Source organism: Paenibacillus sp. MDV22-iso6 (genome assembly GCF_058408365.1).
On record NZ_JBZVDZ010000004.1, the window covers coordinates 562319 to 577884 of the forward strand.

Annotated in this window: 12 protein-coding genes; all 12 read right to left on the bottom strand. The window is 47.2% G+C overall.

What is annotated here, in order from left to right:
* Positions 1 to 2 precede the first annotated feature (2 nt).
* The 12 genes from AC4PM4_RS14570 to galE all read right to left on the bottom strand — a co-directional run bounded on the left by AC4PM4_RS14570 (position 3) and on the right by galE (position 15566).
* Positions 3 to 1169, bottom strand: coding sequence for an alpha/beta hydrolase family protein (locus AC4PM4_RS14570; protein ID WP_491613920.1), 1167 nt, complete (start codon positions 1167 to 1169; stop codon positions 3 to 5).
* 144 nt (positions 1170 to 1313) lie between these two features.
* Positions 1314 to 2885, bottom strand: coding sequence for a helix-turn-helix domain-containing protein (locus AC4PM4_RS14575; protein ID WP_072734744.1), 1572 nt, complete (start codon positions 2883 to 2885; stop codon positions 1314 to 1316).
* 249 nt (positions 2886 to 3134) lie between these two features.
* Complete coding sequence (ptsP, locus tag AC4PM4_RS14580; RefSeq protein WP_063566874.1) at positions 3135 to 4847, bottom strand: phosphoenolpyruvate--protein phosphotransferase; 1713 nt, start codon at positions 4845 to 4847, stop codon at positions 3135 to 3137.
* Positions 4840 to 5115 (bottom strand): HPr family phosphocarrier protein, encoded by a 276-nt coding sequence (locus tag AC4PM4_RS14585; RefSeq protein WP_024633102.1) that lies wholly within the window; start codon positions 5113 to 5115, stop codon positions 4840 to 4842. The genes ptsP and AC4PM4_RS14585 overlap by 8 nt, the downstream gene beginning before the upstream one ends.
* Before the next feature lie 77 nt (positions 5116 to 5192).
* On the bottom strand, positions 5193 to 7250 hold the full coding sequence (gene ptsG / locus AC4PM4_RS14590) for a glucose-specific PTS transporter subunit IIBC (RefSeq protein ID WP_491613921.1): 2058 nt from the start codon (positions 7248 to 7250) through the stop codon (positions 5193 to 5195).
* A gap of 288 nt (positions 7251 to 7538) precedes the next feature.
* Entirely contained in the window at positions 7539 to 8393 is an 855-nt protein-coding gene (glcT, locus tag AC4PM4_RS14595) for a glucose PTS transporter transcription antiterminator GlcT (RefSeq protein ID WP_491613922.1), read from the bottom strand.
* Between the two features lie 165 nt (positions 8394 to 8558).
* Complete coding sequence (floT, locus tag AC4PM4_RS14600; protein ID WP_491613924.1) at positions 8559 to 10109, bottom strand: flotillin lipid rafts scaffold protein FloT; 1551 nt, start codon at positions 10107 to 10109, stop codon at positions 8559 to 8561.
* A 61-nt stretch (positions 10110 to 10170) separates the two neighbouring features.
* On the bottom strand, positions 10171 to 10707 hold the full coding sequence (locus AC4PM4_RS14605; protein ID WP_063566870.1) for an NfeD family membrane protein: 537 nt from the start codon (positions 10705 to 10707) through the stop codon (positions 10171 to 10173).
* 261 nt (positions 10708 to 10968) lie between these two features.
* Positions 10969 to 12132 (bottom strand): iron-containing alcohol dehydrogenase, encoded by a 1164-nt coding sequence (locus AC4PM4_RS14610; protein ID WP_491613925.1) that lies wholly within the window; start codon positions 12130 to 12132, stop codon positions 10969 to 10971.
* Positions 12133 to 12225: 93 nt separating this feature from the next.
* Positions 12226 to 12813: an MSMEG_1061 family FMN-dependent PPOX-type flavoprotein gene (locus tag AC4PM4_RS14615; RefSeq protein ID WP_491613926.1), complete on the bottom strand. Its 588-nt coding sequence runs from the start codon at positions 12811 to 12813 to the stop codon at positions 12226 to 12228.
* Between the two features lie 149 nt (positions 12814 to 12962).
* On the bottom strand, positions 12963 to 14561 hold the full coding sequence (locus AC4PM4_RS14620) for a UDP-glucose--hexose-1-phosphate uridylyltransferase (protein WP_274568245.1): 1599 nt from the start codon (positions 14559 to 14561) through the stop codon (positions 12963 to 12965).
* A gap of 15 nt (positions 14562 to 14576) precedes the next feature.
* A complete protein-coding gene (gene galE, locus AC4PM4_RS14625; RefSeq protein WP_063566867.1) occupies positions 14577 to 15566 on the bottom strand; it encodes a UDP-glucose 4-epimerase GalE in 990 nt (329 codons plus the stop codon).

The window sequence follows — 15566 nt, forward strand, 5'->3', positions numbered from 1 at the left end:
CGTTATTCTGTTATTTTGTCTTCTGCCGTTCTCTCATTTCTCATTACACGTGTGCTTGTGATCCAGCCCTTTTCATTTCTTAGATTCATAAAAAACGAACTTCCATGCTGTGGAAGACGTATGAGCGCTTTGCAGTTCGTTGTATCCAACGAAGCAGGGATGGACTCCCATCTTGCGGTTCTCCAATTGCGATCATCCACGCACCAATAAAGATTGGCCTCCAGGACAGGAAGGCATGAATCATACCGAACGACAAACCAACCGTCCTCGTGCTTCTCCTCACATATTTCAATAAGCGCAGGTTTCGCTTTAACGATACTGTCTGCAAAAGCGAAGACCCCCTCGCATGCCCATGCCTCCTTATAAGAATGTCCAAGACCCGGATGAAGGCTTAGTCTGCTTTTGTTGTTCGGATGGCACTCCAGATGCTGCTCAAAAGACTTGTTAAATATGGTCAACGGAAAATGGGTATCATTACTACCGTTAAGCCATAACATCGGCAAGCTGCTTTCCGACAGATATGTGGATGGATCCCATAATAGACGAACACGTTCTGCCTCTGCCTCCGGCATCGATGCAAAGCTAAGCCCATAATAGGAACCCGGTTCATGCAAATACCCACAGCCATAAACGGGCATGGCAAAAGAAAGCCTGGTGTCTAACCCCGCAACCAAACTTGTGATGATGCCTCCCCATGAAATTCCTGTTATACCTATGCTCTGCTTGTCTACACCCGGAAAAGAGCGGAGCAATGAATGAGCCAATATTACAGCGGCTACGGCATGATACATCCATTGATCTTCAACAGGCTGTTCGTAATCTGCAAATACACCCTGTTTCTCAGGACCACTCCATGAATGTGAAGGCCATTCCATCCGTTCGGTGTGCTCCTCATCCCCGAATGGAACATGCCCTTCCAGATCCATGGCTATCGCAGCATACCCTCGTGCCATCCATTCTTTCACCCAACTGCTAAAAGCTGTTCCCGCACCACCGTGAACCAAAATTACCGCGGGAACTTCCTCGTTAGGAGAGACCGGACGCGGGATGCCGTAGTAGCCAAATATGCGAGTAGCACGACCTTTATATGACACACCCTCATAGAAGCAAGCATGTACGCCGGTATGTTGATCTTCGGAAACCGGGTATAATCGAGGTGCTTTAAACAATTGCTCTAGATTCCAAGGCGGCTTTCCAGAAATGGAATGTCACCTCCTCTTTACACTGATAATGATTTTCTTTCTCAATACGTATCATATCATTCATTGCTTCAGCTAAACATGGATATATAAACGGAGTGAACTGGACTTTAGTCAGCCAAATAACCGCATAAAATAGGATAGCGCCCGATCATGCGACCAAGCTGAATACTCAAACAATTTTTCTGTCCCCACCTCGTACACATGTCCATGCCGAACCGCTGTCAAACGATGCCACTGCTCACTGGCCTGAAGCGCCTTCCATTCCCGGGCCGCCTGCTGCGTGGAATCTACCATGATAATCAGCATATCTGCGTCGTATTTTTCCAGAGCTTCTTTAGTCACCGATTCAAAAACATTGATGTCATCGAGACGATGCGTAGCTGCCAATCTAAAATCATCATAAAGGACCGCGCCAGCATTGCGTTTGCCATATATCCGATATTCCGAATCCGTGATACGCCATATGTTGACGGTAGCTCCACCGATGTTACGTCTTACTTTGCGGTAGACCGCTTCCGCCTTGCCATCATATTCTGACAGCCACACCTCCGCCTCTGCCCGATGCTCCATGACTTCTGCAATCATTCGAAGCTGCTCGCGCCAGTCTGCGGATAACCAAGGGATGGCAACTGTCGGCGCAATCTGCTCCAGCTCTTTTCGCGCCCGCTCGCCCAGAATGTCAGTGCAGAAAATAAGCTCCGGCTCCGACGCACGCAATCGATCCACATTTTCTTGCCAGATCTGCCCTTCCCCCAGCTCATAAGAATGCAGACGAGTCATTCGGTTGTATAATTCGTGATTTGGATAAAAGGCAGCAGCTTTCGGAAGCAGGCCAAGTGCCAGTAAACTGCCCGAGATTGGATCAGAGACACTTGCGATACTATATCTGCGGCTTTTGACAAAAGCATTAGGCGAAAGTCCCATCTTCTGTTTGAATCTGCGGCTAAAATAAAATTCATCTTCATAGCCGACTCGGACCGCGGTCTCTTTTACACCATCACCTGACAAAAGGAGCTCCTTGGCCCGTTTCATTCTGACATCCATCAGATAGGCCGTCGGGGTCTTTCCTGTATATTGCTGAAATGCCCACGAAAAATACCCTGGACTCAGGCCAGCAAGCTTGGACAATTCATCTCGTTTTAACTCATGATCCAGATGTTCATTCATATAATCGGCAACACGGGCAATCGCAGAAGCGGTAGACTCAACGCTTTCCGGCTTGGCCTCCGCTTGAACAAGTGAAGTCATCAAACCGTATAATGCGGCCTGTCTATTGAAGTGTTCCTCGTCACCAGCGACCTCCAGTTGAAGCAATCGATCACAAGAGAGCGCGAGTTGATGCGGATCTTTGCACCAAAACAAACCCTCCATGAAAGCATGGGTAGCGGTCATCTGCTGTTCTCCGCCATATTCGTATACTTCGAAACGGACCATACAGCCTTTTAACGCCTGCTCATCTGCCGCCAGCTTGAACCTCTGTCCAGGAGCCAGCAAATAGACTTCCCCTTCATTCAATCGGGATATGTGTTCGTTCGATACCAAAGTTCCTGAGCCACTTGTACAAAGAATAGCGAAGTGTTCCGCTGTCGCTGCATGAACAATTTCTCCATTCCAGGACACTTCAAACGAATCGATACTGCTATATTTAAGCATCTTGCCTGCCTTTTTTTCATTGACCTTCATGGTAACCCTACTTTCTCCCTCAGCATGATGTCCATTGATTGAATTGTTCGAATATCTTAATGATAATGATTTTCAACCAAGATACAAACGGAAAAATGTAACTTCTCTGCAGAATAGTGATATCGGCCCAAAACAAAAAAAGCCGGTATCTGCTGTAACAACAGATACCGGCAAAATCGCTGCAAGACTGCAGCTTTTTTATCGGAAAAAGAAACCCTTAAAATCGGGTGGAACCCCCGTAAAATTACATTACGCTTGAATGCTTTGAACCAATTCAACGACTTGTTCAGCCGTTTGCATATCGAGTGCTTTGGCAGCAAGTTCTTGCATGTCTGCACGGGACAGCTTGGTGATCTGACTGCGAGCTGGCAGAATAGATGTTGCGCTCATGCTGAACTCATCCAGTCCGAGACCGAGTAGCAATGGAATTGCTGTTTCGTCTCCGGCCATCTCACCACACATGCCAACCCATTTACCTTCACGATGCGCTGCATCGATAACCATTTTAACCAAACGCAAAATAGCTGGGTTGTAAGGTTGGTACAGATATGCCACTCGTTCGTTCATACGGTCAGCAGCCATCGTGTATTGAATCAGATCGTTCGTTCCGATACTGAAGAAATCCACTTCTTTGGCAAACTGATCCGCCAGAACTGCAGTCGAAGGAATTTCGACCATAATTCCGAGTTGAATGCTGTCAGAAACAGCAATACCTTCAGCAACCAGCTTCTCTTTCTCTTCGAGCAAGACAGCTTTCGCTTCACGGAATTCACCAAGTGTTGCGATCATAGGGAACATGACACGCAGGTTACCATGTACGCTTGCACGCAGCAATGCACGCAATTGAGTACGGAAAATGTCCAGACGGTCCAGACACAGACGAACTGCGCGGAAACCGAGGAATGGATTCATTTCTTTTGGCAGGTCCAGATATGGAAGCTCTTTGTCTCCACCGATGTCGAGTGTACGAACAACAACAGGTTTGCCTTCCATTTTTTCCAGTACAGCCTTGTAAGCATTATACTGAATGTCCTCGGAAGGAAGCTTGTCTCTGCCCATGTACAGGAACTCGGTACGGTACAGGCCTACAGCCTCGCCGCCATTCTCCAGAACACCAGCAACATCATTCGGTGTACCAATGTTGGCTGCCAGTTCCACATGAACGTTGTCCACCGTTACCGTTGGCTCATCACGCAGTTTTCTCCACTCCGCACGTTGTGCATCGTATTGCTCCTGTTTGGAACGATACTCAGCAATAACATCATCCGTTGGATTAACCAGTACGTGACCGTCCAAACCGTCAACGATAATCATGTCACCTTGTTTCGCTTGAGCCAGAATGTCCTTGGTTCCAACGACAGCCGGAATTTCAAGCGAACGAGCCATGATTGCAGAGTGAGAAGTACGTCCACCAATATTGGTTGCAAAACCTTTAACATATTGACGGTTCAGTTGAGCCGTGTCGGAAGGCGTAAGATCCTCCGCAAGCACGATCACTTCTTCACTGATCTCAGCAGGACTCATGAATTCGATACCAAGCAAGTGATTTAGCACACGTTTGGTTACATCACGCATATCCGCAGCACGTTCCTGCAGGTAAGCACTCTTCATGTTTTCGAACATTTCAATAAATTGCGTTGCTGTTTCGTTCAATGCGAATTCCGCATTAATCTTATCATCTGCAATTTTCGCCTTAACCGGATCAATCAGTTCCGGGTCATTCAGAATGAGCAAATGCGAAGCAAAAATCTCAGCTTTTTTCTCGCCAAGCTCTTGTAAAGTACGCTCTTTGATCGCCTCAAGCTCAGCCTGGGACTTGCCCAGAGCTGAGTCGAGTTTCGCGATCTCTGCGTCAACGTCGTTGATTTCGCGTTTTTCTACAGAGTAATTGGGATGCTCCAAGATAAACGCCTTGGCGATAGCAATACCCGCCGAAGCCGCGATCCCAGAGACATTAAGCATTAATTTCGCCCAGCCCTTCGTTAACCATAACGTCTGTCAGAGCTTGAAGAGCTTCAGCTTCTCCTTCGCCTTCAACGATGATGTTGATGGTGTCGCCTTGTTCCAGACCAAGGGAAAGTACACCCAGGATGGATTTCAAAGTTACTTTTTTACCGTTAGCTTCTGCAAAGGATTCTGCACCTTTGAATTTGTTTGCTGTATTAACCAGGGCTGTCGCCGGACGTGCGTGGATACCATCTTCGTCTGTAATTCTAAATGTTTGTTGCATCACAATCATCTCACTTTCAATAATTTAATTTAGGCATTGCATATATTTACACTTGCTTGCCATCGTCGTAACACTTCTTATTTTATCTCAATAATCGGCTGATCGCCAATTTTCAGTAACCCACTTTTCGTTAGCGTTACTGTCGAGCCTTCTGGCAGGTTGGTGAAAATGATCGGAGAGATGATCGACGGAGCATTAGCTTTCACATACTCCAGATCCACTTCCATAATCGGCTGTCCTGCCGATACCAGGTCGCCTTCCTGCACAAGCACGTTAAAGCCCTGGCCTTTCAGCTTCACCGTGTTGACACCTATATGAACAAGCACTTCCTTGCCTCCGTCAGACATAATGCCCACGGCATGTTTGCTTGGAAATACGTTAAACACCTTACCATATACAGGAGAAGTAATCTTGCCATCATGAGGCAGAACAGCAAAGCCATCGCCTGTCATTTTCTCAGCAAAGACCGGATCAGGAACGTTTGTGATATCCATCAATTCGCCGTTAACTGGCATAACGATGTCTTCCGCAATAATACGTTCACCTTCTTCACCTTGCGCCTTTTCCTGTTCAGGAGCTGGCTTAGCCACAGCTGCTGGAGCTGGTGCCGGTGTCCGTCCTGCAATGATATCCTGCATTTGAGATTTAATCGTATCTGAACGTGTACCGAAGATGGCCTGTACATTATTACCCACTTCAAGTACGCCAGATGCACCCAATTGTTTCAAACGATCTTTATTTACACTGGATTTCTCATTTACTTCAATCCGCAAACGAGTAATGCAGGCATCCAGATGTTTGATATTATCTTGCCCGCCGAATGCAGCAAGAATATTGTGAGGCAGATCATCCGTTGAACCTGAGCCTCCACCGCCCGAAGCAGTTTCAGGAGTTGCCTCTTCACGACCTGGTGTTTTCAGGTTGAATTTGCGAATGATCAATCGGAATCCGAAATAGTAGATCACTGCAAGAATCAAACCTACGATGATAACATCCCACCAAGGCGTGCGGTTCGGGATAATCCCGAAAATCAGGAAGTCAATGAATCCACCGGAGAATGTCATCCCGATTTTGACTCCAAGAATTTGCATCGTCATGAAAGACAAACCTGCAAAGATACAGTGTACTGCAAACAGGATTGGCGCTACAAACAGGAATGAGAACTCCAGTGGTTCTGTAATCCCTGTGAGGAACGAAGTCAGCGCAGCTGATCCCATGATCCCTGCAACATACTTTTTGTGCTCCGGTCTTGCTTCATGGTACATCGCAAGCGCCGCAGCTGGCAAACCGAACATCATGAACGGGAATTTACCAACTTGGAACGTTCCCGCTGTAAGGTTCACACCATCACGCAGTTGATTGAAGAAGATTTGCTGGTCTCCACGAATGACATCTCCAGCTTTGTTCACATATTCACCGAACTCAAACCAGAATGGTGAATAGAAAATGTGATGCAGACCGAACGGAATAAGTGACCGTTCTACCACTCCGAAAATGAACGCCGATAATGTCGGACTTGTATCTACCATGAAGTGAGATACAGCATTCAGCCCATTTTGAATTGGAGGCCAGATGATCACCAGAAGCAACCCGATTAAGAGGGAAACGACTGAAGTGATAATTGGGACAAAGCGTTTACCTGCAAAGAAACCAAGGTAAGACGGCAGTTCGATTTTGAAAAATCGATTGTAACATAGCGCGGCGGTAATACCTATGATAATACCTCCGAACACGCCAGTACTCAATGTAGGGATACCCAAGATGCTGGCATAACCGGGTACTTCACCGATCATGGCCGGCGTAACACCAACAGCCGTACCCAAAGTCACATTCATGACCAGGTAACCGATGATGGCCGCAAGACCTGCGACACCTTCGCCTCCGGCCAGCCCGACAGCTACACCGACAGCGAATAGTAATGCCAGATTATCAAATACGATCTGACCCGCATTCATCATAATCGTCGCGATCGAGCTTACCCATGGGGTATCTAGCGCTGTAGCATATTGCAGAAAATCCGGATTTACAAGCATGTTACCGATCCCGAGCAACAAACCTGCTGCTGGAAGAATCGCTACGGGCAACATGAGAGCTTTACCTACTCTTTGCAATACACCAAAAAGCTTTTTAAACATTGCGTCGTATCCACCCTTTCTTTTAAATTTTTATGTTGTGAAGCAAGCAAGGGAAAACAAAAAAGGCACGAGTTAACAAAGCAAATTGGTCCAACCTTCGGGTATAGCATACCCGGTATAAGGTAAGAACAATCACGCTCTAGATAACTCATGCCTGATCGAATCAGTAACACGTCGTTTGTGTTTATTCAGTTGCTTGATTACGGAGACCATTGTAGCACCACTTCAAAAACGATGCAAGCCTTTACACGAAATTTGTCGAATCAGAATTCCAATGATGGAATTTTTTCACTTACTCTCTTCTTCTTTCCTTTGATTCAAGCGCTGCAAATGAATGGTCAAATAACCTACTTCCGCAGGATACACTGGGAGATTCAACCTTTTTTCCATCACCTTCGTTAGCTTCCATGCAAGCGAGTACATTCCAGGATATTCCAACTTCAACAGGGAATCCAATTTGTGGATTTCTTCCACTTTGTCTCCCCGACGGACACGCTCTAAGGCAAACCGAAGATGAGTCAGTAACCGGGAATAATCCAGTGACTCGGTCTCAAACGAATAATCCAGTTGGGTGGACACCAGGCTCACCAAATCAGTTATCAATTGCGAGTGCTCGCGAACTTGGGAAATATTTTGGTTGGTCATGGCACTGTAGATGTGAAGCGCAATAAAACCGATTTCATCCATTCCCAGATCTACGCCCAGTTTTTCTTTAATCAAACGAACCGCATATTCACCCATACGATATTCGTCAGGATAAATTTCACGGGTCTCATATAGAAACGGATTCTGGATAACAATCCCTTGTTCTTTCCGTTTTAATGCAAAAGAAATATGGTCGGTCAGTGCGATATGAATATGTTCGTTTAAAGGAACGTCCGTACGTTCTGCAATATACGTAATGACTTCGTTAATAATTTCGATCAATGCTTCATCCACTTGTGGAAGAAGCTGTTTATACTGCTCCTGCTCCTGCTGGTTTCTCAAAATGAACATCTTCTCCACAGCCATCAGAGGAATAATATCATTCGTTTTCCGATTGAAGCCGATGCCTTTACCAATCACGACAACTTCTCCATGTTCAGGATGCTGTGCAATAATTACATTATTATTTAGCGCTTTGGCTACTTGCAGGCTACTCAATATTTGCACCTCTTTTTCACACCATCTTAGGTGTGATTCAGTCACACCCTAGTAAGAAAGAAAAGACATCCGGAAGCGGGCAAACCGCGCCGGACGTCTCGCTTAAAAAGTAACAAAAATTCGCCTTAAGGTCAATAGAGCATGACTGCTTTATAATTCGTTGTCTTACTCGTCAACTCCAGCTTTTTCCACAATCTTATCGATTATAGAGGGAGTCGTTACAGGTTCACTCTGTTGGATAGCAACCGGTGCTGTTGTTTTAGGTTTGGTGAGGCCTTTAATTAACTGCTCCACATCAATGCCGGAAACGCTTTTGAGCATCTCAGGGGCCGTCGCCATGAGCTCAGTTACATAATTGCTTACACGAGTGGCGCCTTCACCTTTACCTGTGTCCACAACAGTCAGTTTATCAATCGCAGAGATCGGCTCCGCAATTTTACCAGCAAGTTCAGGCAGCATTTTGACGATGATATCGAGCACGGCAGCTTCGCCGAACTTTTGGAACGCCTCGGCCAGTTTTTCCTTCGCTTCCGCTTCTGCAAGTCCTCTCAGACGAATAACTTCTGAATCCGCTGTACCTTTAGCGAGTTCTGCATCCGCCATAGCCTGCCCTTCAAGACGCTTCTGCTCCGCAGTAGCTTTCGCATGCGTTTCAATGGAGTACTGTACTGCATCGGCTTCACGCATTCTTTTGGCTTTATCCGCTTCGGCAGCCTGCTCCACCGCATAACGATCCGCTTCTGCCTTTTTCTTCACTTCAGCATCATACTGCTTCTCACGTACGATAATTTCTTTCTCTTGCAGATCAATCTCACGTTCTTTACGAACGAGTTCAACTTTCATTTCTTCCTCCACCACGGTTTGTCTCGCACGCGCTTCGTGGATATGGTAAGCCTGATCCGCTTCTGCTTTAGCAGTATCCTGATCCCGCTTAAACGTCGCTACTTTCAGTTCCTTCTCTTTTGCAGCTTCAGCGATATTCGTATCACGCAGCAACTCGGCTTTTTGCCCTTGCTCTTCTGCATTGGCCTTCTGAATACGTGCATCCCGCATCGCTTCCGCTTCCGCAATTTCAGCATCACGCTTGACGGCTGCTATCCTCGGTTTACCGAGGGCATCCAGATAACCTTGTTTGTCACGAACATCTTTGATGGTAAAAGAGACAATTTGCAGTCCCATTTTTTTCAGATCCCTGGCAGCTACACCTTGAACCTCTTGCGCGAAGCGATCGCGGTTACGGTATACTTCTTCCACCGTCATCGTTCCGAGGATGGCCCGCAAATGCCCTTCCAGAACTTCCTGTGCTTCGCCTCTTAACGATTCTACCGGCTTACCAATGAATTGCTCGGCTGCAGTAGCCACGTCTTCTATTGAGCTTCCGACCTTGATAATGGCGACACCATCGGCAATGACCGGTACGCCTTGTTCCGTGTATACTTCCGGTGTGGAAACGTCCAGCTTATGGGACAACAGTGAGATAAACTCTGACTGCTGGAATACTGGCAAGATAAATGCGCCGCCTCCACGAACAATTTTAATTTTGCGTCCGGAGTCATCGTCGGAAATATTTTTACTTCCAAGGAATGAACCCGTAACGATCATGGCTTCATCCGGCCCAACCGTCTTGTACCTCGCCCAGAACGCCAAACCAAGAATCAGAATTACACCGACAACAATTGCAGGAACCAACAACACATCCAAATCCAGATTATTCATTCCACATCTCTCCCCTTATTTATACATGACTGCTTACACTGCTAACGGCGGTTAAACTACCTTAAACATCTTTAAGTACATCTTCATCCCATTCCGATACACGCAGCACACCTTCGGTTACATCCACAACTACAACACGCGCTCCCGCCGCAATGGGACGATGTTCAAAGCTGGATGCCGTGTGCACCGTATTACCGGCAGCAATCTTGATCATGACTTCACCAAAACCTTTTTCTGGTACCGGAATGGTGATTTCTCCAATTTTCCCGGATAGCTCTTTCATGGAAAACGCAATGGAAACGTCACTGTTACGCATCGGCTTGATATATGCAAAGAATACCAGCATGGCTGCAGCAATACCTATAAGCAGGGATAGTATCAGTGCCGAAATCGCACTTATCGAGCTATAACGTGTCAGCATAATACCGGCTCCGCCAAAGGTTGTTATAGAACCAGCCAGCACAACAGGTTTGAAAAAATCAAGGCCTGGCAATTCAAAGGCCCCGTCCAGCAAGCCATCAATCAAGTCACCTAGCACAAGGCTGACGACTGCAAATATGGCCCCTCCGATTAGACACCCCCAATAGATTGACTCCATTCCCCGTTCCTCCTCTCTTTTGCCGCAATTCCATCCAACTGGGCATTCCTCATGTAAATAAATACGTAGCAAGGTGCTGTTATGTTTCAAAATCTTTCCTCATTTGGTTCCTAGACCCGATAATGGTTATTCTGGTTGCAAAATGGTCCAGTTCCTGGAACATTCTCCAATTCGCTCTTATTCACAACAAAAAAACCGCAAATCTCCGTTAAAGGAGACGTGCGGTTCCAGAACACATCGCTGTGTTTTTATGTTTTATTCTTATAGAGAAGCCTTGTAGATAGATACAACGTCTTCACGTTGCAATTTTTTGAAGTTACCAAATGGGCCGAAGAGCATGGCTTTGTCAGCCATCACTTCGATTTGGCTGTCATCGATATCATAATCAGCCAGACGGTTAGGCGCACCAATGGATGTCCAGAATTTGCTCAACGCTTCGATGCCTTCTTCAGCAATCTGTTTGTCCGATTTACCTTCAGGATTAACTTCGAACACATTGATCGCGAGACGTTTGAAACGATCCACATTGACGTCCACATTATGCTTCATCCAATGCGGGAACAGAATCGCGAGCCCTCCGCCATGCGGAATGTCATACACTGCGGATACCGCGTGTTCGATATTGTGAGTAGCCCAGTCACCAGCGAGACCCATGTTCAGTACACCATTCAATGCCATCGTTCCGCAGTACAGAATCGTTTCACGCAGTTCATAGTTCTCCAGGTCTTCAACCAAACGAGGGGCTGCATCCATAACTGTGCGCAGAATCGTCTCACAGAATCCGAGTTGAACCGGTGTGTTGGCATCCAGATGGAAGTAATGCTCCAGTACGTGGGACATCATATCAACCATGCCATAAACCGTTTGGTCCAGAGGAACGGTATATGTATTTACCGGATCAAGAATTGAGAACGCAGGGAACGAATACGCGCTGCCCCAGCCCAACTTCTCCTGTGTATCCTGATTCGTGATAACCGAACCGGCATTCATTTCCGAGCCAGTTGCAGCCATTGTCAGCACGGTTCCGAGTGGAAGAGCATCCTGTGCTACGGCTTTGCGCTGAGCAAAGTCCCACATGTCGCCGTCATATTTAGCACCTACGGCAATCGCTTTGGCACAGTCCAGTACACTGCCGCCGCCTACAGCGAGGATCAGGTCAATGTTATTCGTTTTGCAAAGGTCTACGCCTTTGTGAACCGTCGAAAGACGTGGGTTCGGTTCTACACCAGCCAACTCCGTAACCTCAGCTCCAACTTCCTCCAGCAAACCGATCACCTGATCGTACAAACCGCTGCGTTTGATACTGCCGCCACCATATACAAGCAGAACCCGTTTGCCGTATTTCGGTACTTCGGTTTTCAGTGCTTCCAGCTGACCTTTACCGAAAATCAATCGGGTTGGATTATAAAATTGAAATGATCTCATATCTATGTCGCCTCCAATGGAGTTTAGAATTTTTTAGTGCAACTCCAATTATAGTACCCCGTTTATAGAAAAACAAATCCATAGTCACTCACTTTATAACAACCCGTTAATCTGCAAGTGGGCTCGAAACATCTCGCTTGTTGAAGGCAAATCTTCAGCATCCACCCAGGTTTCTGAGGCCCATAATCCAGCCTGTTTGAATGCCCGCGGACAATGGATAAAGCACTCTTCCACATCCACAATGACAGCCGCACCAATCGTTTTACCGGTCCAGCCCATACTCGCGATAAATTCTTCATCCTTGGTAATGGACGCTGTACCATTAATGCGCAGCACTTCATTCAGACCCGGAATCAAAAAGAGCATGCCAATACCAGGGTTAGTCAAAATGTTCAACAAGGAGTCTATCCGCCGATTGCCTGGGCGTTCGGGATAGATGAGCCGGTATGTATCATAAACTTTTACGAATCCCGCTCCATCGCCCCGGGGTGACACATCACTTTTCCCATCACGATCGGACGTGGAGAGGAAAAATAATGGTGATATGGATAGAAAGTTCTGAACATGTGAATCCACAAATGAGATTGCCTTGTTACGCACATGTTCATGCGGTTCACCCACCATGCCTTGCAGTTCCTCAGCATCTGTGATCAACGGAATATCCAATGCCTTCTTTTCCATATTATTAACCCCATTTCCTCAATTCATTGTGGTACTCTAGGACTTCCCTCTATTATAACTGGCTCGGTAGTTCATTCCAATGCACACAAATGTCAAGAACGACAAGAACACCCGCTCATGATTGGGCGGGTGTTTTGGTTAGTTGACTACTATTCGGTGTATCCCATGCTGCTTACAAAACGACGGAAGGCTTGACGTCCTGCCTCATCATATTTGTATACACCTGCATGCTCCAGTATCTCGGCGAATTTCAGGCCTACTTCCTGCTGCACGAGCGCGACAGCTTGCTCCTTGTTCAGGTTGGGACCGAAACGTTCGATCAGTTCTTCTGCCCAGCCCAGATGTTTGTTCAACACATGTTCGGAAGCTTTGGCCGCCTCAGCAAGTTTGGTATCCCCAGCAAGAATATCCGCGATGCTGTCCAGCTCTTCTTTCAAACGACCTGGCAGAATTGCAAGGCCCATCACTTCGATGAGTCCAATGTTCTCTTTTTTCAAATGATGCATTTCACGATGCGGATGGAAAATCCCTTCGGGATGTTCATCATTCGTACGATTGTTCCGCAGAACGAGGTCCATCTCATATCCTCCGTCTGCACTGCGACGAACGATTGGAGTCACTGTATTGTGTGGAATCTGTTCTCCGTCAACCTCACTGAAGGCCTCAATCTCCACCGTAGAATCGCTGTACACCTTCCATGCTTCATAAACGGCATTCCCCGCTTCGAGCAACTCTGCAGGATCGTGTGAAGCCAGCCGCAGAACGGACATTGGCCATTTCACAAGACTAAGCGTAAGCCCCGGCGAACCAGCATGGCGGAATACCGCCTCTGGCTTCGCATTTTGAATGGCAAAGGTATGGCGTCCACCCTGGAAGTGGTCATGAGTCAGGATGGAGCCGCCAACGATAGGCAGATCGGCATTGGAACCGATAAAGTAATGCGGATATTCCCCCACGAAAGCCAGCAGCCTACGCAGCGTATCCTTGGTTAATTTCATCGGCACATGATCGTGATGGAAAATAATGCAGTGCTCGTTGTAGTACACGTATGGCGAGTATTGGAAGAACCAAGGTTCGCCGTTCAATTCCAAAGGAATGACACGTAGGTTTTGACGGGCCGGGTGGTTGACCCGTCCCGCATAGCCCACATTTTCACGACAAAGTTGGCATTTCGGATATACCGGAGGCGGAAGCAGCTTTGCCATCGCGATTTCCTTTGGACTTTTCTCCGGCTTGGACAGGTTGATTGTAATCTCCATATCTCCATAAGCTGTATCCTGTGTCCAATACACATTCTTGGAGATACGGTCCATCCGAATGTAGTTGGAATGAATTGAAAGCTCATAAAATTGCGAGGTAGCCGCCTCAATGCCTTCAGTCTGCTCCGTATGACGGAATGCGCGCACCACCTCAGATGGACGTGCCATCAATTGACCCATAATTTTTGCATCGAGCAAATCACGGAACGTATCGCTATTTTCAGGAATAAGTCCAATGGTGAACCCATAATCAATTAACGTATCCAGCAATGGTTGGGGTCCATCCAACACCGTCTCGTTCAATACTCCAGCATACGGCTCGGAGAAACCAAACTGTTCTAGCAGTAGATTACGGCTGTAATCCCGATCCGCTTCTTCAATCAATTTGTTCTGCAAGGAAAATGCTACCAGACGTTCAATGGCATGCAGTGCTTCCTGCTGCTCCGGTGTCCGCTCTGTGGCACCTGCTGCAAGTTGAGTCTGTGACATATCGATGTTCGCCTCCTAGTTTTTTCCGTAGCCGTTAGGGTGGGACTGATGCCAGCTCCATGCGCTTTGAATGACATCTTCCAGATTGGTCCATTTTGGATTCCAACCCAGTACGGATCTTGCTTTGGCAGACGAAGCCACCAGTACAGCTGGATCACCCGCACGACGTGGTTCCTGTACAACCGGAATATCCAGTCCGGTTACTTTCTTAGCCGTCTCAATAACCTGTTTAACAGAGAAGCCTTGACCGTTGCCCAGGTTGAACACGTTGCTGTTCTCCCCTTTACGGAGATAATCTACGGCCCGCAGATGCGCATCCGCCAGATCACTTACGTGGATGTAATCACGTACACAGGTTCCGTCTTCTGTCGCGTAGTCGTCACCGAACACGGCGATGTGTGGACGTTGTTTCAATGCCGTTTGCAGTACGAGTGGGATAAGATGACTCTCCGGCTGGTGATCTTCACCGATTTTGCCGCTATCATGGGCTCCGGCAGCATTGAAGTAACGAAGGGAGACGTATTTGATTTCCTGTACTTTATCGAACCAGGACATCATGCGCTCCATCATCAGCTTGGTTTCACCATATACGTTCGTAGGCTCTGTGCGATCGCTCTCTTCAATCGGCACTTTCTCCGGCTCGCCGTAAGTAGCAGCCGTGGAGGAGAAGACGATGCGACGTACATTCGCTGCATTCATCGCTTCCAGCAGGCACAATGTCCCAAACACGTTGTTGTCATAGTATTTCACGGGATCTTTCATACTCTCGCCAACCAGTGAGTTAGCCGCAAAGTGGATGACTGCATCAATGGAGTTCTCAGCGAACAGCTTCGCCAGAAGTTCCTTGTCACGCAGATCACCTTCATACAATTTTCCGCCCAGCAGAGCTTCACGATGCCCTGTCTGCAAGTTATCCAGTACAACTACCTCTTCGCCACGCTCCAACAAAGCCGCTACCGTATGAGAACCAATATATCCTGCTCCACCTGTCACCAAAATCGCCAT